Here is a 20,014-nt window from a genome sequence, read left to right as displayed (position 1 = left end):
GCCCCGCACATCTCGCCCCTTGGGACTGCGATGAATTAATCGGCCAGCGTATCCAAGGCCTTTTGGAAGCGGTTCGCGTGGGAGCGCTCGGCCTTCGCCAAGGTCTGGAACCAGTCGGCCACCTCTTCAAATCCTTCGTCGCGTGCAGCCTTGGCCATTCCGGGGTACATGTCGGTGTACTCGTGGGTTTCGCCCGCGATGGAGGCTTTGAGGTTGTCACGTGTGGGGCCAATGGCAAGCCCGGTGGCGGGGTCGCCCACGGACTCCAAATACTCCAGATGGCCAAAGGCGTGACCTGTCTCGCCCTCGGCGGTGGAACGGAACACCGCCGCCACGTCGTTTTGGCCTTCCACGTCGGCCTTGTTCGCGAAGTATAGGTAACGGCGGTTAGCTTGGGATTCGCCGGCGAAGGCCGCCTTCAAATTGCCTTCGGTCTTGGTTCCTTTGAGGGATTTCATGGGTTTCTCCTGGGTTGTGTTGTCACAGTAACTCGGCCGGGGCCTGGGCTCTCCGGGACGATCAGCTGCTCGATCGGTCGATCAATCCGGGCTCTATGCTAGAGCCAATCTTAGACTTGATCTAAACCATCAAACGAGTATAGGGTTGCCTCGGTCACAGTGTCAAATGGTGTCCGCACGCCTGAGCCCCGCCTTCTCCGCCGGGGACTCCTTGGCGACCTCCACCATCACGGCCCCTTCAAGGGTTTTTATGTTCATGGCGGTTGCCAGTTCCGGCGTCACGTCCTGGGCCGTCACGCCGAAACGCCCGCGCCGGACTTCGCCGTAGCGGATCAACTGGTTCATCACGGCTTTCACCATGGCGGACGGCACGGCGAATCCGATCCCCACGTTGCCTCCGGCCGGGCCGATGATGGCGGTATTGACACCAATCAGCTCGCCCCTAAGGTTGATCAGAGCGCCGCCTGAATTGCCAGAGTTGATGGCAGCATCGGTCTGAATAAAGTCCTCGTAGCCTTCGATATTCAAGCCGGTACGGCCCAAGGCGCTGACGATTTCCGAGGTGACCGTTTGTCCTAGGCCGAAGGGATTGCCGATGGCGAGCACGTAGTCCCCCACGTTCAGGGCATCGGAGTCCCCAAAGCGCAACGCTACAATGTTCTGCCCCTCGATTTTCAACAGCGCGATGTCGGTTCCGGCGTCGCTCCCAACGAGCTTCGCTTGAAACTGCCGCCTGTCCTTTAATGTCACCATCACTTCGCGCGCGCCCTTGATAACGTGATGATTGGTGAGCACATAGCCCTTGGCGGCATCGATGATCACACCGGAACCCGCGCTCATGCGAGGTTCCGGCCGCTCCTGCAACCCAAAGAAGCGGCGAAAGAAGGGATCTTACAGCAGCGGGTTATCTTCTTCGGGAGAGCCGGAACTCACCGCGATGTTGACCACGGCAGGAGTAACTTCTTGGAGTAATGGTGCCAAGGTGGGCGCCTTGCCATCGGCGCCGGTGTGGCTTATGGCCGCTTGCGCGGAACCCCCGAGGCAGAGCAGGAAGATAAAAGACCTGGCAAGCTTCAATGAAAGCGCGCTTCCCGGGCTGCGCGCCCCGAGTATCCCCTCAGATTTGGGGTTCGAGTCCCACGGAGCCGGAGGATTCCTTTTGGGCCCCTTCACGAGCGAAGGCAGGCACCAGTTGCGGGGGCTCGCCAGCAGGTTTATGAGGTTCCGCCCCCGGCGTGTCTTCCCATGTAAGCCCTTTGTAGTTGAATCCATTCTCGATAGTCGGTTTTACGACCTGAAAATAAGGCGAGATGTCGAAATCTCGCGGCATATAAAGACTGTAATGCCGAATGTACAGAATCTCCCTGTTGTGATCCGCGGCATGCGGATCGGTCTTGCGGCGCTTGATGTCAGGAAGGATAGGATAACGCACGGCCTGGAAGGCCTGCGCGATCAAAGACGAGCATATGGCCTTGCTTGGCTCGCCGCTACCCATGGCAAGAGCGCGCCGGCGCCATTTTCGCGGCAAAGGCGGAGCGGGAAACAAATAGCGGGCAAGGTCGAACATGTTCTTCATATCGTAGGTATGACCGATACGAGATAGAACATAGTCCACGACGCGCTTTGTGTCGTGCTCCGTCAGTTCCACTGGGCGGCATATGCGGGTGTGAAAACTGGCGTACTTGCTCAGCGGAACGGCGCACACGCCATCAAGCATGTCCGCCTCCACCAAAATGGGTGGATCGGATTCGTTCTCGGGAGATACCAGAACATCACCGATACATATGGCGGCGTGCGACCAGGTCGACTGGGAAAGATACTTGATGGCCGCGCTAACGCGGGTGTTGCCTTCCACGAGAAGCACGTCGCCTGGGCGCAACGCAGCGGCTAACAACGCGGGCGACGACGTCGCCAGCGGTTTATATTGTTTGACAGGTTGGCTGAGGTATTTTCCCAGCAGCCGTCCCATGGATCGCAGTATCCAGCTCATGTTCTTAGTATCGCTTTACCTACCTATACACCCGCAATAGTTTTCAAGGCGAGCATTGAGCATGCCGAGGTGTGCTGCGCGCGCTAATCGCAAGCGCGATGGGCGGCTATGATATGGGCAACGCAGGCCGTAAGCTTCTTGGCGTAGGGAACGTGCAAGAACTCATTGGGTCCATGGGCGTTGGAACGCGGCCCCAAAACTCCGGTGATAAGGAACTGCGCCCGCGGAAACTCCTTACCGAGCATCGCCATGAAAGGTATGGTCCCTCCCTCGCCCATCATCACGGAGGGTTTTGTATAGAAGGTCCGCGAGGCCTCATTGAGCGCACTCAAGAGCCAAGGCGCGGCCGGAGGTGCATTCCAACCGGTAGCCCCCTGATCGGGCTCGAAACTAACGCGGGCGCCGTAGGGCGGACTGGCTTCGAGGATGCGCTTCATGTCCCGCGTGGCCTGCGCCCCATCCAAAGTTGGAGGTAGGCGCAAGGACAGCTTGAGGGATGTGGCGGGGCGCAGCACGTTACCAGCGTCCTTAATGGCGGGCATTCCGCCGGCGCCCACCACGCAAAGATAGGGTTCCCAGGTACGTGCCAGCACGGCTCGCTGCGGATCCTCGGTCATGGGCCTCATCCCAGGGACGAAGGGAAATTTCCGCACTATCTCATCGCCGAGCACTTCGCCCGCCAATTTTGCCTGCGCAATCCTCTCGGCGGGGATCTCGCAATGAAATTCCCTGGGTAAAACTTCCCCTGTGCGCGCATCGTCGATCCGGTCCAAAAGATGGCGCGCGATACGAAAGGATGAGGCCACGATGCCGCTGGCGTCACCTGAATGCACGCCTTCTCTTAGAACCTCGGCGCTCAACGTGCCGGCCGCCAAGCCGCGTAGCGAGGTGGTCACCCAGAGTTGGTCGTAATTTCCGCAACCAGAATCCAAACCGACGACCAAATCCACGCTGCCGATGCGGGCTCGCAAGGCATCGAGATAAAAGGGCAAATCGTAGCTACCGCTTTCTTCGCAACACTCGATCATGCCCACGCAACGCCCGTGGGCAATGCCTTGCATATGCAGCGCGCGAAGCGCTGTCAGGGACGCGAATACGGCGTATCCGTCATCGGCCCCACCGCGTCCGTGCAGCTTCCCATCTTCCATGACAGGAGTCCATGGGTCCAATCCCTCGCGCCATCCGGTCATCTCCGGCTGCTTGTCGAGATGGCCGTAGAGCAAGACCGTGCGGTTCACATCGCCTGGTAATTCGAACCACAGCAATGGTGTCCTGCCGGGCAATTGAATCACCTCGATCACCAGCCCCGGAATCGCCTGCTGCTCGGCCCATTGTTTGGCCAGGGAGACAGCCCGTCCGAGGTGGCCATGCGCTTGCCAGTCCGCGTCAAAATGCGGCGACTTGCAAGGAATGCGGATGTACTCCGTCAAGCAAGGAACGATGCTCTCGTCCCATTGGGCGGCAATCCAACGCTGCGCTTGTTGCGAGTCCATCGTGGTCCTACGGTTTCCAGACCGAAGGGTGGCAGCGCTGGTAATTGGGTGCGTAGGCGGTCTGCGCACCCAACTCGCGCGCCGCATGCCATGCCCAACGCGGGTCATCCATCATGCCGCGCGCAATGGCCACCATATCGGCTCGGTTGCCCGCGACGATGTCCTCGGCCTGTTTCGCCGATGTGATCATGCCCACCGCCATGACCGCTATACCCGTTTCGCGCTTGATGCGCTCCGCGAGAAAAACGTTATAGCCAGCGGCCAGGGGAATCTGCTGCCGTGGATCCAATTGCCCTGAAGTCACGTCGAGAAAATCGCAGCCCTTGGCTTTCAATTCGCGAGCAAGCATCACGGATTCCTCCAGCGTCCAGCCACCGTCCACCCAATCGGTCGCGGAAAGGCGCACACCGCAAGGCTTGTCCGCGGGCCAATTCGCGCGCACGGCCTGAAACACCTCCAACGGGAAACGCATGCGATTGGCGGTGCTGCCCCCGTACTCGTCGGCGCGTTGGTTGGAGAGGGGCGACAAGAATTCGTGCAGCAAATAACCGTGCCCCGCATGCAGTTCGAGCAAATCGAAGCCGATACGCGCAGCCCTCCGCGCGGCGTCCGCGAACTGTTGCTTGACTTCACTCAGATCCGAACGCGTGAGTGCCTTGGGCGTATGCCACCCGGGGCCGAAAGGAATGGCCGACGGTGCCAGCGTGGTCCAGGCGTTTTCCTCCGTCGTGAGCGGCTTGCTGCCTTTCGCCGGAGGATGCACTGAACCCTTGCGTCCCGCATGGGCTAATTGAACACCTAAGTGCGCGACGCCGTACTTGCGGCAAAAATCCATCACGCGTTTGAGCGTAGCCTCGTTGTCATCGCTAAAAAGTCCGAGACAGCGATGGCTGATGCGCCCCGCGGCGGATACGTGGGTGGCTTCGGTGATGAGCAATCCTGCCGCACCCATGGCGAATTGCCCCAGGTGCATCAAGTGCCAGTCGTTCGCGCTGCCGTCCTCCGACATGTACTGGCACATCGGCGATACGACGATGCGGTTTGGCAAGGTAAGCCCTCTTAATTGCAGGGGCGAAAAAAGTTGGCTAGTCACGGGATTCTTCTTCGGAGTGAAAACCCATTACCGCGATTGCATCGCCCAAACACCGTCACCGCCCCGGCAGGCCTTCTGCCGCGACATGTCGCGCTTGTTCCCGGCGGTCACTTCCAGCGTGAACTCGCGGCAAGTCCTGCCCCCTTGTTCGTAGTCGTCAATTGGAGATAGCAAGTAGGCCACACCAGTTTCCTCGTTGACCCAATGCACGGCGCGGCCGGAATCGGCCAACTCCAAGGCATGCCCCACGCATGCACGGTCTCTTTCGTCCATGCTACGGCCGACCTGCGCGCCGATGACGGCACCCACCACGGCGCCAATGACGGTCGCAATGGCACGTTCTTCTTCCCGGCCGACCCTTGAACCGACCACCCCTCCGATCACGCCGCCGAGCACGGCACCGACCGTCTCGCGGTCGCACTGGCTGCGCAAGATCCCATAATCGCTGGGCCAGCGCTTACCTTCGTACCCCACGCGCCGTTCCTCGCGCTCGCGCTTGCGCTTGTGCTTACGCTCGTGGCGCTCATCGTCATGCTCGCGCTCATGTTTTTTGCGCCAGCCATGGGCAGGCGTCCATTCGGGGGGATCGGCAAACGCGAAATCCACTCCCAGTACGCACAATAGAAATGATATGTACAACCACTTGAGAGGCACTATCTCTCGATGCATCAAAGTCTCCAATACTCAGTTAGGAATTTCGGGCGCATTGCCAACACGGCAATGCCGTTTAGGCCAACACGTATGAGGTCTTGACAGTCGTGTAGAACTCGGCGGCATAGCGGCCTTGCTCCCTGGGGCCGTAGCTTGAGCCTTTACGGCCGCCAAAGGGCACGTGGTAATCCACCCCAGCAGTGGGCAAGTTGACCATCACCATCCCAGCCTGGGCATTGCGGCGGAAGTGGGAAGCATGCTTGAGGGACGTGGTGCAGATACCGGAAGACAATCCAAAGGCCGTATCGTTAGCGAGTGCCAGGGCCTCATCGTAGTCCTTGGCGGCGATGACGCTCGCCACGGGACCGAACACTTCCTCGCGATTGATCTTCATGTTGCTGGAGGTCTCGGTGAACAGTGCGGGTTCCAGATAGAACCCTTCGGTGTCGCGCTTGAGCAAGTTGCCGCCGAAGGCGAGCTTGGCGCCCTCCTTCTTGCCTTCCTCGACGTAGAAGAGATCCTGGTTGAGCTGGCTCTTGTCCACCACGGGGCCGATCTGGGTACCTTGCTTGAGGGCGTGACCGACTTTCAAATTCTTCAGGCGGCCGATGAGCGCATCGACGAATTTATCGTGGATGCCTTGGGTGACCACTAAACGGGAGGACGCGGTACAGCGCTGCCCCGTGGAATAGAAAGCTCCATTCACGGCACACTCGACGGCGGTATCGAGGTCCGCGTCATCGAGCACCACGAGGGGATTCTTGCCGCCCATTTCCAGTTGAATTTTCTTCATTTGGGAGACAGCCTTGGCCGCTAGCTTGCGGCCGGTTTCCACGGAACCTGTAAAGCTGATGGCATCCACGCGCGGATCGTTTACCATGGCCTCGCCCACGATGCTGCCCCGCCCCATCACCAGATTGAAGGCACCGGCCGGCAATCCCGCCCGAGAGATGATCTCGGCCAAGGCCCAGGAACAACCAGGCACCAGATCGGCCGGTTTGAATACGACGCTATTGCCATGGGCAAGCGCTGGAGCGATCTTCCAAGCCGGAATGGCGATGGGGAAATTCCATGGCGCTATGATGCCCACCACGCCCATGGGCTCGCGGGTGATTTCCACGTCCACGCCCGAGCGCACCGAGGTCACGAGTTCGCCATTGCGGCGAAGCGCCTCACCGGCGAAGAACTTAAAAATATTGGCCGCCCGTACCGTCTCTCCGATACCTTCGGGCAAGGTTTTGCCTTCCTCCCTGGACAATAAAGTCCCGAGTTCGTCCTTGCGCGCCAAAATTTCATTGCCGATTTTCTCTAGCATGTCGGCACGCGCCTGAATATTGAATTGCCCCCAGGCCGGCGCCGCGGCACGGGCCGCAGCCACCGCCTGTTCGGTCTGCGCGGCATCGGCTTGCGAATACTCGCCAATAACATCGGCCAAGTCGGAGGGATTGGTATTCTTGGTCCAGACCGCGCCCGCGACCCATTGGCCATTTATGTAATTGGAATGCTGTTGAGTAGGCATAGCCGGTCTCCTAAAAAATCAGGCCGAGATGCTAGCAGCTTGGAGCGCGAGTTTCACCGTCGCGCGACGTGCGAGAATCGCCTAAGCCGTAAAATTAAATGCCCCTTTGAAAACCACCAGCCCGCCTTACTCCCTCTTAGCACGCCCAACCGTCGAAAGCCTTCGCGCCTCCAAAATTCGCGAGGTCGCCGATGAGGGCATGGGCCGCGAGGATGTCATTGCGTTCTGGTTCGGCGAGCCTGACGAGATCACCCCGGACTTCATACGCCAGGCCGGCATCGATGCCCTGAATGCGGGCGAGACCTTCTACACCCAGAACCTCGGCATCCCCGATCTGCGCGAGACCATTGCTGCCTACGTAACGGAACTCCGCACGCCGGTTTCTCCCGAAGAGGTGGCAGCCACCAATTCGGGCATGTCCGCCTTGATGCTCGCGACGCAAGCCCTGGTGGGGCCAGGTGACCGTGTGGTCATCGTGACCCCCCTATGGCCTAATCTTGCCGAGATACCTAAGATCATGGGGGCGCAGGTAGTCACCGTCCCGCTGCATTTCAACAGCGAAGGTTGGCGGCTGGATCTGGGCCTTCTGACCGATTCGCTCACACCTAACACGCGCGCCCTGTACATCAATTCGCCGAACAACCCCACGGGCTGGACTCTTGCTCCAAGCGAACGCGATGTCATCGCCAGCCATTGCCGCAAGTATGGAATTTGGGTCCTCGCGGACGACGCCTACGAGCGCTTGTACTATTCGGATACTCCTTCGGAGCGCGCCGCGCCATCGTTCATGGATGTACGCGAGCCAGACGACCGGATCGTATGCGCGAACACCTTCTCCAAATCCTGGTTGATGACGGGATGGCGCCTGGGATGGATCGTGGCCCCCAAACCGTTAATGGTATCCTTGAGCAAGTTGATCGAATACAACACCTGCTGCGCACCTGGCTTCGTACAGCGCGCGGGAATCGCCGCCATCCGCCACGGTGAACCGGTGGTGGCCCGCACCCTCGAGCGCTTTCGGTTCGCGCGCGATACGCTCCTCCACCGGTTACGGGCCATGCCCGGGGTCGAGGCCGCCGTGCCGCCAGGGGCCATGTACGCTTTTTTTCGGGTGAAGGACATGTCCAACAGCATGGATTTCTGCAAACGCATGGTGCGCGAGTTCGGGCTTGGATTGGCTCCTGGCGCCGCCTTCGGACCGGAGGGTGAAGGTTACTTGCGCTGGTGTTTCGCCTCCTCCGCTCAGCGCCTGGAGCAAGGGATGGCGCGCTTCGAGAAAGCGCTGAATGCAATGCCCTCGCACCGGTAATCATGGCCTCTAGTTCACCTCCAACGAAGCACGACGCCGCGGCCTGGATCGTCACGGGTACGTTGCTGGTGACCGCCTTGGTGTTTCATCTGCTTCCGGCCCTGCTGGCGGGCCTGTTGGTCTACGAACTCGTGCATATGCTGGCACCCCGGTTGCGTTTATGGCGCTTGAGCCACGATACCAGCAAGATTATCGCGGTGGCGGTGCTGTCGAGCATAGTGGTGTTGATCATTACGATCGTCATCGTCGGCCTCTTGACCATGCTACGGCGCGAGGCAGGGAGTCCGGAAGCGTTGCTCAAACAAATGATCGGTATTCTCGATGGCGCGCGCTTGCGGCTTCCTGAATGGGCGGCCCAGGGACTGCCCGCCAATGTCGATGAGCTACGCACTATTTCCGTGCATTGGTTACGCGAGCACACCCAGGACTTGCAACAAATCGGCACGGTGGCCGGCCGCGCGTTCATTCACATCTTGATCGGAATGATCATCGGTGCCATGGTGGCCTTGCACGAGGTACGTCCCGGGGATGTGCAAAAACCCCTTGCCCGCGCGCTCACGGAACGCGTGGATCGGCTAGGCGATGCCTTTCGCCGGATCGTATTCGCGCAGATCCGAATCTCGGCGCTCAATACGACGCTCACGGCAATTTATCTGACGGTGCTTCTCCCGCTCTTCGGAGTGCACTTGCCGCTCACCAAGACCATGATCGCCGTGACCTTCCTGGTGGGACTGCTACCTGTCGTCGGTAACCTGATCTCCAACACCGTGATCGTGGTGATCAGCCTAGGGCACTCGGTAAACATCGCGTTCGGCTCGCTCGCGTTCCTGGTGGTCATTCATAAGCTCGAGTATTTTGTGAACGCGAAGATCGTCGGTACACAAATTCGTGCGCGCGCCTGGGAAATATTGATGGCCATGCTCACCATGGAGGCGGCCTTTGGCATTCCCGGAGTGGTGGCCGCGCCCATTTACTACGCCTATATCAAGGATGAACTTACAAGCCGGGGGCATGTCTAGTGATGCCTTCCTTCAAACTCTCCATCGTCCCGGTTACCCCCCTCCAACAAAATTGCTCTCTCCTGCGCTGCGAGGCGACGGGCAAGGGCGCGATAATCGATCCGGGCGGCGATCTCGACCGAATCCTCGCAGCGGCAAAAAAACTCGGCATGGAACCAGAGAAGATCTTCTTGACGCACGGGCACATCGATCATTGCGGAGGAACGGCGGAACTGCGCAAGCGCCTCGGAGTGCCCGTGGAAGGGCCGCAAAAAGAAGAGCGCTTCTGGATCGACCAGTTGCCCGAGCAAGGCCGCATGTTCGGTTTCCCTCGGATCGAAGCCTTTACCCCCGACCGCTGGCTTGAGGAATGGGATACGGTGAGCTTCGGAGAAGTGACGCTGGAGGTAAAGTTCTGCCCCGGTCACACCCCTGGCCATATCGTTTTTTTTTCGCGTAAGGAGCGGCTCGCCATCGTAGGTGACGTGTTATTTCAGGGCTCCATCGGCCGCACGGACTTTCCCAGAGGCGATCATTCCACGCTGATCCGCTCCATTCGCGAAAAACTCTTTCCGTTGGGCGACGACATCGCTTTCGTTCCTGGGCACGGCCCCATGTCCACCTTCGGTGAGGAGCGCACGAGCAATCCTTTCGTCGGCGACCACGCCGTGGCCCAGTGAATCTCTCGGAATATCTTCCCAGCTTGGCCCAACTCGAAGCGGCCGCCCAGATCGTGTACGCGGTCATGCCGCCCACTCCACAATACAACTGGCCCGTCCTGAGCCAGGCACTTGGACTCGATATTTGGCTGAAGCATGAAAACCATACGCCCATAGGCGCCTTTAAAATTCGAGGCGGCCTGGCTTACTTCGATGACTTATCGCGTCATCCCCCTCTAGGTGTGGTGAGCGCCACGCGGGGCAATCACGGCCAATCCATCGGATTCGCGGCGCGAAAACACGGCATTCCCGCCACCGTGGTGGTCCCACGCGGCAATAGCATCGAGAAAAACCAAGCCATGCGTGCGCTCGGAGTGCATTTGGCCGAGCATGGAGAGGATTTTCAGGCCGCGAAGGAACATGCCCAAGCGCTGGCGGCGCAACAAAATTTGCACATGGTCCCATCCTTCCATCCGCTTCTTGTACGCGGCGTGGCTAGCTATTCGTTGGAGCTAATGCAGGCAGTCCCCAGCCTGGATGTGCTTTACGTGCCCATAGGATTGGGCTCTGGAATTTGCGGCGCCGTGGCGGCCCGCGAAGCCCTCGGCCGTAAAGTTGACATCGTGGGGGTCGTATCCGCGCACGCACCCGCCTATGCACGCTCCTTCCAGGCGAAGTCTCTCGTCGAGGCCCCGGTGAGCACGCAAATCGCGGATGGCCTCGCGTGCAGGGTGCCCGAACCGGACGCCCTCGATATCATTCAACGTCATGTATCGCGCATCGTGGAAGTGACCGACCACGAAATAAAAGAGGCCATGCGCTTGTGCTTTTCAAGCACCCACAACGTCGCCGAGGGCGCGGGGGCCGCCCCTTTAGCCGCGGTGTACAAAGACCGGCCGCGGCTCAAACGTAAGCAGGTGGGATGCGTTCTATCGGGCGGAAACGTAGACCGCCTTTTGATGGGTCCAGTTCTTTCGGAGTAAGGATGCCATGGGAAGCTTGGTTCACGCTCGCCGTGGTCGGACTGGTGCTGGTCGCACTCATCCGCAATTACGCCACGGACGTGGTGGTGGTAGGCGCCGTATCGCTCGTGTGTCTAATCCAAGGCTTCACGAATTCGCCGAGACTTCCAAGCGCGAAAGAGGCCTTTAGCGCCTATGGCAACGAGGCGCTGGTGACTGTGGGCGCGCTCTTCATCGTTGCCTGTGGCTTGGTCCACGCAGGTGCTTTGAGTCTGATCTCCGCCCCCCTCCTGGGACGGCCAAAAAATGTGATGCAAGCACAATCGCGGCTGATGTTTCCCGTTGCCAGCCTGTCCGCGTTTCTCAATAACACCCCATCGTCGCCATGTTCATTCCGGTCGTGAACGACTGGTGTAAGCAAACCGCGCTCAGCCCCAGCAAGCTTTTCATTCCCCTGAGCTTCGCGGCGGTTCTTGGGGGGGTCATCACGATTATCGGTACGAGCACCAACCTTGTCGTGAACGGCCTCTGGATACAAAGCGGTAATCCCTCCTTTCGCCTCCTCGATATCACACCTTTAGGATTACCCGTGGCCATCGCCGGCATTGTCTATCTGATGGTGGCTGGGAGGTGGCTGCTACCGGAACGCAAGAAGGCGTTTTCCCTGGGCGATGACCCGCGCGAGTACACGGTGGAAATGGTGGTCGAACCCGGCAGCCCCATGGTTGGCCAAACCATCGAGGAGGCGGGGCTACGCCACTTGCATGGCATGTATCTCATGGAGATCGACCGCGCGGGCGAGGTCATCGCGGCTGTTGGCGCCGGGCAAAGGCTTCAAGCTCATGATCACCTTGTGTTCGTGGGCGTGGTGGATTCCGTTGTGGACCTTCAGAAGATGCGCGGCCTTGCACCGGCCGCCTCGCGGCTGTTCAATCTGGACGTGCCCAGGCTTGACCGCGTCATGGTGGAAGCGGTCGTGTCCAACAGTTGCCCTATCGTGGGCTCCACCATCCGGGACGGGAAGTCGAAAACCTTCGCCGTATATCAGCCAACTCGCCTTAAGAGACTCGATGGGCACCGCACCTCGAACGGCTTCCACGAACCCCGCCAAATCGGTGACTTTCACGCCATGAAGACGGCAATCGAGCAATTGGCGCAAGGGCAAAACGCCACCGCGTTGTTCCTTTACCGCCACGATGACTTGGTCCACACGATAGGTTCGAACAAGCTCTTCGACCCCCACTTGAGTATTAAGCACGCGATTTCCGGAAACCAAAACAGGCTCGGATGCGCTAACAGGATAGAAGCCAATTAGCTTGATTCCACTTCCGCTCATTGCGCTCAGGGTCTTATCGACCTCCAAGGCTCCCGCGCCTGTACCGAGCACTAGCACTCTATGGGAGAACCACCCCGTGACTGCCCGGGAGATCGTATCCAAGATGGGCTTACGAAAAGTAACTACTGCGACGACGCCAATGATCGTCGTCCATCCGATGGCCGTTTGGTACAGCTCACCGTCGGGCAACAGCCGAAAGACTGCGTAGGCCCCGCCACAACCGATAATGAGCGCCGTTAGGGATCTCAACGCGGACTCGCCGTTGACTGCCTGCCTACCGATTTGGTAAACCCCAAGCACGCCATTGACGGCCACAAGCATGCCCGCGAATAACGCCGCGGGGACCATGGGATTCAATGCTAAGGACGACAAGGATTGCTCACTCATGCTAGTCGCCAGCAGCATGAGAAGGAAGAACACGCTTCCCTCCACGCATGCATGAAGAAAAGAAGCGACCCGAACTTGCCTCCCGAATAGATCGACCATGCTTATCCATCCTCGTTTGTTGTGGGGGGCATTCAGCGCGATCCATGCCATGCAGTGCGTAACTGGTATTTCCCTACATCAAACCCTCAAGTGTCAAAACGAAAGAATGCAACGAGCTCTCCTTGAAACTCAGGAAGCTTGACCATGCTCAATGCTTGGGATCCGGCCAACAGTCCATCCCCGTTGGTCTTCACTAGCTTTTTTTAGTTAATTCAGCCTGATGCCGGATCATGATGAACACGAACATTAAATTGACATTCCGGATTCATGGCGCCGCATCCGTCGAAAGGATCTCGCCCCAACGCCACCCTAGATAGCGCATGACTTCAATGGAACGCCCTGAATCACGGCGGCGAAGATAGGCGGCGGCGAGGTTTGAAGATATTGGTGTCTGGATACCGTCGCCCGCCGGTTATGGGAAGGTCAAGATTTCGACAAACCCAGGGGATGGGCGCAATGGGCGTTCAATCTATGAATAGGGCAATGTCTGTTACTCTTTCATCTGCCCAACCCCTTGAAACTGGAGGTAATCCCCATGGCTGAGCGCCACGACGACCGTACGGCCGATGCGAAAATGGATCCTAACTCCCTCTACAAATAGGAGGTCTTTACCGACAGGAAGGTAGGCATGATTCGGGTGATGTATCCGGTCAAAGCGGACGGCGCCGCGGATGGCGTGCGCACCACCCTATACGTGGGCGAAGCCCAGATGTATACCTCCATGGGCGCGCTACCGCTTAGCTTTGAAATCTATGCGGACTCCTTGCAAGAGGCCGTGTCTAACTACGCCGCAGCCGCCAAGGACGCAGTCGAGCGAACCATGCGGGACATCCAGGAGTTAAGAAGGCAATCGGCCTCGTCCATCGTTATCCCGCAGGCAGGAGCTTCAGGGTTTCCACCCACGGGAATGCCCGGTGGCGGAAATATTCAGATTCCATGACCCCGCTAATTGTGTGACGTTGGCTCCCATTGCCTCCATTGGCGCATGATAGGGAAATACAGCCCCAGCCTTATGGGGCGCTGCTCGCCGAGTTGGCGCATTAGGGCGGCGTAGCGCTCGAGCTGGCCGATGTAACGAGCCTGCTCCCTATCCAGAAACTGCGCTAGGCCCGCTCCCTCGTGGGTTCCAGTCTTGAAATCGATGATCCATCGCACACCATGGTCATCGATGAAGGTACGATCAAGGGCCGCCGTGATAAGTTGCCCATCTAGCAATCCCGTCAGGCGCACCTCGGAGCCCGCCTCTTGATGAGATGAGAGGATCCACCGGCCCCGGGGATCCTCCATGACCTGAATGACCGCCCGCCGAATTCGCGCAGTCGCCGCGGGAATTTCCAAGTCGGGCAGTCCCAACTCTCGCAGATCGCGTTCAAATGAGTTGCCGCCGGTTCTAGTGGATGTCCAATGCTCCGCGCCTTCCGCGGCAATCCGCTGTAACACCCGGTGTACCACCACACCCACCGTCCTGGCGGCCTCCGACGCCCAAGAAAATTCCACCTCCGCCGTGGATACTGCAATCTGAGACATGTCCAATCCACGAATACCGGCGGCGGGAAACGGAAGCTCCCGGTTGGACAGCCGGCGCCGTAGCGGCCGTGGTGCGCGGCCTACCGAAGGAACAACCGGCGGGGGTAGGGGCAAAGTGCCGAAGTGATGGCCGATAACCGGCCATAGATGCTCCAGCAAGGAGCCATTATTGGGGGCAGCGCGCACTTGGCCCTGGCTCCCAATATTCAAGTGTCCGATCAAATGCAAGCTGGATTTCGCGCGCGTCGCCGCCACGTAGAGTAGCCGCACTTCTTCGTGTCTTGCACGAACTCGCTCCATGCGAGATAGGGCGCGATAGATGGGATCATCGGACGATCGGTTGATTCCAATGGGAGCTAACAAGAGGCCGGAACCGCCGCGAGGTCTTGGCCATTCCATCCAACGCAACAATTGTTGTGCATCCGCGGCACGCTTGTATCCAAGACCAGGAATGATGACTGTATCGAACTCCAGCCCCTTTGCCTTGTGGATCGTCATCACTTGCACGGGGTTTTCCCCGGCCGTGTTCGCGCTCGCGAACAGCCGCTTTACTTCTCCGGAGAGCCGGCCAGCATCAAGGCCGCCCTCCTCTTCCAACGCATCGAGAAGCTCGAAAAACACTTGCGCATCCGCCAAGGCATTAGCATCGTCATAGGACGCCGGTCCGCCGAGCGCGGTCCATGCTCCTTCAACCCAGCGGCGCACTGGCTGCCGTTGCCGGTCTTCCATGAACCGCGATAACTTCGAGGCTAGGTCCGCGGCCCGCATGCGTCCGTCAACACTCATGGATTCCAGCACCGGCATGCTTCGCAGGGTCTCCAGAATCGGTCTATCGTGCGGGCGGCCGCCGGCACTCGCCAGAACTTCCAGATCCGCCAGACCGAGGCCGCACCAAGGTGCCCTCAAGACCGCCAACCACGCGATACGATCGGCGGGATGCGCAAGGGCGCGCGCGAGCGCGGACAAATCCATCACCACCGGGCGGTCCGCCAAGGATTCGATTTCCACCGCCTGCACCGCGAACCCGGCGTGGCGAAGCGCGGGAAGAATACTTGTAAGATGGGTCCTGCTGCTAACAAGGATCGCGATGCGTCCCTCGCTCCCACGCTGGCGCTCATCTTCGATGATGCCGCGTACGCGTGCCGCTTCCTGTTGCCGGGCGCCGCCTATCAACGCATGCACGCTTACCCCAGGCGCCGGTAGGCCAGTGCGCATCGCGGTAGAAGGGCTAAAGGGTACCGCTCCGCTCGGCGTATTTTCCGATTTAGGCAGCAGTTTCGAAAAACACTCGTTGCTCCAGTCCACCAAGCTCGCGTCTGAACGGAAATTAGCCGACAGCGTGAGAGGCTCTAATCTAACTGACCCGATCCCCGACGCGCGGGCACGCAGATAGAGCCCCACTTCGGCTTCCCGAAAGCGGTAGATGGACTGCATGGGGTCTCCCACGGCAAACAACGTGCGCCCGTCGCCCGGCTGCCAGCCCGCGGTAAGGCATTCCAGCAATTGGTACTGGCTCTGTGAGGTATCCTGAAATTCATCCACTAACAAGTGGCGGATACGGTAATCGAGTGACAGAGCAAGATCGGTGGGAGCATCACTGGCCCCCATGGCTCGAATGGCCGCTTGGGAAATGGCGGCGAAATCCACCCTCGCCTGCTCTTGAAAAACCAAGGTAAGCTGAGCTGCCGCGAGCGGCAGCACCTCCATGAGGGCTTCTAGGGCGGCCCATTGCGCGCCGGTGTATTGGGCAGGCGGGAGTTCCCGGGTGGCATGCAAGGCTTCCAAGAACTCATCATGAACTGCGAGCACCGCGCGGAAAGACTGGTACCGCGCCTTGTATTCATCGCACAACCGTTTAGCCGCCGCGGCCTTTGCAGCCGGGAAACCTATCCTCGCATCCACCGTGGCACGCAGTGACCCAGCTTGCGTCAAGAGCAACTCGGCTATTGCCAGCCAGCCAGGAAGATCTTGCACGCGCGTACCGGGAAGCGATGGAAGATCAAGCAGCGCCCGGATAGGAGATGCCCTGCCTTGGGCCTCGAGATTGCCCGCGGCATACCGCGCAAGCGCCACCAACTCTTGCTCGAACTGCATTGGAAAAAGCGCCAGCAACCACGCGAGATCATCCTCGATCATGTGGGCAAGACTTTCCTCCAAGGTCTGCCTTTCCAGGCACTCCTGGCTCGTCACATGCCGCAACCACTGATCGCGCTTGCGGAGCATTTCGACGAGCAAGCTTTGCGCCGCCGCGAAATCATTATCGAGATGGGCGAGGACTTGGCCAATACAGGCGGCCCATTGCGTATCCTCGTGGAGCATGACTAGCGTGCGCTGCGCGGCCTCGATGTACATCGGGCCCGCGTCCTCGATGGCCTTGTACTGCGCCCCAAATCCGCCCACCAATGGCATCTGGCGGCATAAGCTTGCACACAACGAATCGAACGTTTGGATACGCAAGCGAGCAGGCGCTTCCATCAACCCCCAATCAAGGCGGCGGTCTTGCTCCCGCACGGCACGCGCCAGCATCCACGCTTGGTAGCGGTGCGGCTCGCGAGGAGCTTGATCGTGATCCGCGAGATCAAGCGCCTCCAAAACGCGCTGGCGCATTTCCGCCGCCGCCTTCCGTGTGAAGGTGATCGCGATCGCTTCTTCCGGGGCCTCCAGCGTGGCGAGGAGCGCGAGGAAGCGTTGCACAAGAAGCTCGGTTTTCCCCGAACCCGCCGGGGCCTGCACGATGAACGAGCACTTAGTATCCAAGGCTTGCGCACGCTGTGCCGCGTCGGGAGGATGCGCGGCACTATTCATCGGGAACCTCCTCATCGGGAGCCACTGCACTGAGCACTTCCTTGACCCGGCAAAGCGGACCCAAATGGCAGTACTGGCAGGTGCCTGGATATTTTTTTGGATCCACCGCGGCATGCCCAGCCAGAAACTCGCGCGCCAAATGTTCCAATGACTTTCGCCATTTGCCGAGAAACGCCGGCCAACTCTCGCCATCTCCTAATACGGAAACCCCCGGCAATAAGCCCTCATCCCGCGCGACACCCTTGAACGCCACCTGATCCGCGCGCAATTGCGCGAAGCTCACCGCGGCGACCTCTCCAGAGTCCGTGATCGCATAGAGGGGAAGTTGAGGTTCATCCACGCGTTCATCCCACCAACCCGAAGTGGATGCCCTGCCTGTCTTATAGTCGAGGATCACACTACGGCCACCGGGGAGTCTGTCGATGCGGTCGATGCGAACCTTCAGCCGCAATCCGCTCACCTCGGCCACACGTGCTTCTTCGCACGCCGCAACCTCAAAGGGAGCACGCTTTTTCTCCATCTCGAAGAACTTCGCCAGGAGCGCCGCCAAGCGCCGCCGCTCGATGGCACCGAAAGCCGGCGAAACCGCGCCAGGATTGTGCTGCTTAGCCAGCATAAGGCCGCGGTCCACACAACGGACGAGAGTCTTCTCTAGCGCTTCCTCGCTCAAGGCGAGCAATGCGCTCTGCGACGTCACTTCGGAGTAGAACGACGCGAGCACCCGGTGCAAGAGTGCACCGCGCTCACGCGCGTCCAGTCCCAATCTTCCTGCTTCCAATGGGCGGGCCCCCAGCCGGTGAATGGCAAAACCGCGGAAGGGACAGGCCGCTTGGTTGTGCAAAACCGCGGCACCTCCCACGGCTTCGTAACCGGAAGGCAAGGAAGGGGCGGATTCGCCCCCGATGTCCTCCAACATCACCGATTCCTGCATGGATCGCGCATAGCTCACCCATGTTGATTGTGGGTCGTCTTGAGCCTCGTCCATGTTCACGAGCAGGCGGCTGGGGTGGCGCATTAGATCGTCGTGTTGAATGGCGCAGCTATAGGTAAGGTTTCGCGCCGTGTTCCGCCACAGGCTCATCATGCGTTGGGCAAAACCTGCCTCCCACGAAGCGCTCGCGTGTGGCATATCCTGGCTGCGTTGCACGGAGACCGGCAACAGCGGGTTGGGCCGCGCCGGAAAAGGCCAAGCCTCGTCGTGCAATCCCACGACGAACAGATGCTCGAAGGCGATACCCGCCGACTCCAAAACGCCTAATACTTGCACGCGCGCATGCTTCGACTCGGCTTGAAATGGGGTATCAGCCAGCGTGCGAGATAGCCAGGAAAGTGTGCCGCCAAAACTTTGCACCCCTTCCACTGCGTCGAGCCAAGACAAGCTCTGCGCGATCTCGCGGAATTTTCCAACGACTTGGTATTCCTCGCTGTTAAGCGCGCGCTCCCCAGGCCATCCAAGCACGGAAAGCAAGGAGAGAAATCCATCGATCCACGCCGAAGGCAATTGGCGCTTGCGCCGCATGGGCACCGCGGCGCAGAGCAGTTGCGACAACTTGTGATCGAGGATCTCGCACTTCCCGCCGGAGCGCTGGTTCATCTCGGCAACGAATTCGCACAGCCGTTCCAAGGTGATGAGGAGGTTCCCCCGCTGGCGCAACTGCGCATCGAGCAAGGCACGGTCCGCGAGTTCACGCGCCGCGCCGGCCACGAAAGGTCCCACTAATAGCGCACCAGTTTCTTGCAACGAAAGATCCTTGGCCGCCATGCGAAGAATACTCAGGGCTGCACGCACGGGGGCGTACTGGCCCAAGGGTACTCCAAGGGAAACGTTGTAGGCGCGCGCGGAAGTGGGATTGGATTGAAGAATACGGCCAGGATCCAGAACATCATCGAAGACTCGCATCATGTGCGCCCTTTGCGCGGATAAATCCGGTATCACCACGCCGATGCGGGCGCCGGGTTGCCTCTCCAGGAGAGCGCGAATCCTGCATGCGACACCGGTCAATTCATCGTCCGGTGTTGGATAGATCCGGCGCTGGCATTGAGCGGTGGCGGTGGCGGGGGCCGATATTTCTACCGGCACTCCACACGCGCGATACCGCTCCATGAGATCTCGTTCCTGGGCCGTCAATGCGTCGAACGCATATAGCACGAGCGGCTTGCGGTCTGGCATCTGCCCTGCGTGAGCCTGGAAGGCCAAGAGGTCCGCGATCCTCGCGCGCGAAACCCAGTTGCGATCACGGCATTGGGCCTCGAACTCCAGGGCCCAGTCGCGATAGGCGAGTACATCGTCCGAGAGCGCGTGTGTACGCTCCGAGAAGTCCGCGCGCCACGCGTTTTGCAACGTCCATGCTTCGCGCGCCAAGCGCGCCATGACACCCGTGTCGAGCAACGCATGTCTGTGACGGGATTGGCCCACGATCTGCTCCCACAGCGCCAATTCCTGTATCGGTGCCATGAGCATGGCACTGGAGCGCCGGCGATCGTCCATCGCGTAGCCGCGCTCGAGCCACGCACTCCATGGCAGCACATCGGGCGCGAGCCAGGCTTTCTTGCCTGTGTCTAGCTGCGCCTGGTCAAAGCCGTCCTTGATATGCCTGGATAGGCGCTGGTTGGGTGTTACAACCGTGCCGCCGCGGGAGAGATTCTCGTGGAGATTGGCGGTCATTTCGCCGTCAAATGCGCGCCATCGAAAGCGAACTGCCGGGCAGCCCTAACAGTGATTTCGTGG

General features: G+C 59.7%; 14 protein-coding genes and 2 pseudogenes. 7 read left to right on the top strand and 9 right to left on the bottom strand.

The window, feature by feature from the left end; all coding sequences use genetic code 11:
- Positions 1-35: 35 nt before the first annotated feature.
- The 7 genes and pseudogenes from EXR36_03200 to EXR36_03170 form a co-directional block, all read right to left on the bottom strand.
- Positions 36-458: a rubrerythrin gene (locus EXR36_03200; protein MSQ58661.1), complete on the bottom strand. Its 423-nt coding sequence runs from the start codon at positions 456-458 to the stop codon at positions 36-38.
- Between the two features lie 162 nt (positions 459-620).
- Positions 621-1,730 (bottom strand): annotated as a pseudogene (locus EXR36_03195) (trypsin-like serine protease).
- Positions 1,576-2,448 carry a lipo-like protein gene (locus EXR36_03190; protein ID MSQ58660.1) on the bottom strand — a complete coding sequence of 291 codons (873 nt, stop codon included), beginning with the start codon at positions 2,446-2,448 and terminating at the stop codon, positions 1,576-1,578. Before EXR36_03190 ends, EXR36_03195 begins: the two are co-directional and overlap by 155 nt.
- 83 nt (positions 2,449-2,531) lie before the next feature.
- Positions 2,532-3,941, bottom strand: a complete 1,410-nt coding sequence (locus EXR36_03185) for a M20/M25/M40 family metallo-hydrolase (GenBank protein ID MSQ58659.1) — start codon at positions 3,939-3,941, stop codon at positions 2,532-2,534.
- A gap of 7 nt (positions 3,942-3,948) precedes the next feature.
- Entirely contained in the window at positions 3,949-5,034 is a 1,086-nt protein-coding gene (locus tag EXR36_03180) for an NADH:flavin oxidoreductase/NADH oxidase (protein ID MSQ58658.1), read from the bottom strand.
- A gap of 27 nt (positions 5,035-5,061) precedes the next feature.
- Entirely contained in the window at positions 5,062-5,703 is a 642-nt protein-coding gene (locus EXR36_03175; protein MSQ58657.1) for a glycine zipper 2TM domain-containing protein, read from the bottom strand.
- A 58-nt stretch (positions 5,704-5,761) separates the two neighbouring features.
- Positions 5,762-7,204, bottom strand: coding sequence for an aldehyde dehydrogenase family protein (locus tag EXR36_03170; protein ID MSQ58656.1), 1,443 nt, complete (start codon positions 7,202-7,204; stop codon positions 5,762-5,764).
- Positions 7,205-7,310: 106 nt separating this feature from the next.
- Here EXR36_03170 and EXR36_03165 point away from each other — a divergent pair, with 106 nt between their 5' ends.
- From EXR36_03165 to EXR36_03135, 7 genes and pseudogenes are all read left to right on the top strand, one after another.
- A complete protein-coding gene (locus tag EXR36_03165; protein MSQ58655.1) occupies positions 7,311-8,513 on the top strand; it encodes a pyridoxal phosphate-dependent aminotransferase in 1,203 nt (400 codons plus the stop codon).
- 2 nt (positions 8,514-8,515) lie between these two features.
- On the top strand, positions 8,516-9,532 hold the full coding sequence (locus EXR36_03160) for an AI-2E family transporter (protein MSQ58654.1): 1,017 nt from the start codon (positions 8,516-8,518) through the stop codon (positions 9,530-9,532).
- Between the two features lie 2 nt (positions 9,533-9,534).
- Positions 9,535-10,191 carry an MBL fold metallo-hydrolase gene (locus EXR36_03155; protein MSQ58653.1) on the top strand — a complete coding sequence of 219 codons (657 nt, stop codon included), beginning with the start codon at positions 9,535-9,537 and terminating at the stop codon, positions 10,189-10,191.
- A complete protein-coding gene (locus EXR36_03150) occupies positions 10,188-11,153 on the top strand; it encodes a threonine dehydratase (GenBank protein ID MSQ58652.1) in 966 nt (321 codons plus the stop codon). Before EXR36_03155 ends, EXR36_03150 begins: the two co-directional genes overlap by 4 nt.
- 2 nt (positions 11,154-11,155) lie before the next feature.
- Positions 11,156-11,536 (top strand): hypothetical protein, encoded by a 381-nt coding sequence (locus EXR36_03145; protein ID MSQ58651.1) that lies wholly within the window; start codon positions 11,156-11,158, stop codon positions 11,534-11,536.
- Complete coding sequence (locus EXR36_03140; GenBank protein MSQ58650.1) at positions 11,518-12,447, top strand: SLC13 family permease; 930 nt, start codon at positions 11,518-11,520, stop codon at positions 12,445-12,447. Before EXR36_03145 ends, EXR36_03140 begins: the two co-directional genes overlap by 19 nt.
- Positions 12,448-13,489: 1,042 nt before the next feature.
- A pseudogene (locus EXR36_03135) lies at positions 13,490-13,894 on the top strand (hypothetical protein).
- 5 nt (positions 13,895-13,899) lie between these two features.
- Here EXR36_03135 and EXR36_03130 read toward each other — a convergent pair.
- Entirely contained in the window at positions 13,900-17,400 is a 3,501-nt protein-coding gene (locus EXR36_03130; protein ID MSQ58649.1) for a DNA helicase UvrD, read from the bottom strand.
- Positions 17,279-19,951 (bottom strand): hypothetical protein, encoded by a 2,673-nt coding sequence (locus EXR36_03125; protein MSQ58648.1) that lies wholly within the window; start codon positions 19,949-19,951, stop codon positions 17,279-17,281. Before EXR36_03125 ends, EXR36_03130 begins: the two co-directional genes overlap by 122 nt.
- Positions 19,952-20,014 lie beyond the last annotated feature (63 nt).

The organism is Betaproteobacteria bacterium, assembly GCA_009693245.1.
In the GTDB taxonomy this organism is placed as follows: Bacteria; Pseudomonadota; Gammaproteobacteria; order Burkholderiales; family SHXO01; genus SHXO01.
This window is presented reverse-complemented; position numbering and strand designations above follow the sequence as displayed.

Bases quoted from the DNA above. Each gene is read 5' to 3' on its own strand.
- EXR36_03200 (MSQ58661.1), bottom strand. From the start codon at position 458: ATGAAATCCCTCAAAGGAACCAAGACCGAAGGCAATTTGAAGGCGGCC.
- EXR36_03190 (MSQ58660.1), bottom strand. From the start codon at position 2,448: ATGAGCTGGATACTGCGATCCATGGGACGGCTGCTGGGAAAATACCTC.
- EXR36_03185 (MSQ58659.1), bottom strand. From the start codon at position 3,941: ATGGACTCGCAACAAGCGCAGCGTTGGATTGCCGCCCAATGGGACGAG.
- EXR36_03175 (MSQ58657.1), bottom strand. From the start codon at position 5,703: ATGCATCGAGAGATAGTGCCTCTCAAGTGGTTGTACATATCATTTCTA.
- EXR36_03170 (MSQ58656.1), bottom strand. From the start codon at position 7,204: ATGCCTACTCAACAGCATTCCAATTACATAAATGGCCAATGGGTCGCG.
- EXR36_03160 (MSQ58654.1), top strand. From the start codon at position 8,516: ATGGCCTCTAGTTCACCTCCAACGAAGCACGACGCCGCGGCCTGGATC.
- EXR36_03155 (MSQ58653.1), top strand. From the start codon at position 9,535: ATGCCTTCCTTCAAACTCTCCATCGTCCCGGTTACCCCCCTCCAACAA.
- EXR36_03145 (MSQ58651.1), top strand. From the start codon at position 11,156: ATGCCATGGGAAGCTTGGTTCACGCTCGCCGTGGTCGGACTGGTGCTG.
- EXR36_03140 (MSQ58650.1), top strand. From the start codon at position 11,518: ATGTTCATTCCGGTCGTGAACGACTGGTGTAAGCAAACCGCGCTCAGC.
- EXR36_03130 (MSQ58649.1), bottom strand. From the start codon at position 17,400: ATGCCGCGGTGGATCCAAAAAAATATCCAGGCACCTGCCAGTACTGCC.
- EXR36_03125 (MSQ58648.1), bottom strand. From the start codon at position 19,951: ATGACCGCCAATCTCCACGAGAATCTCTCCCGCGGCGGCACGGTTGTA.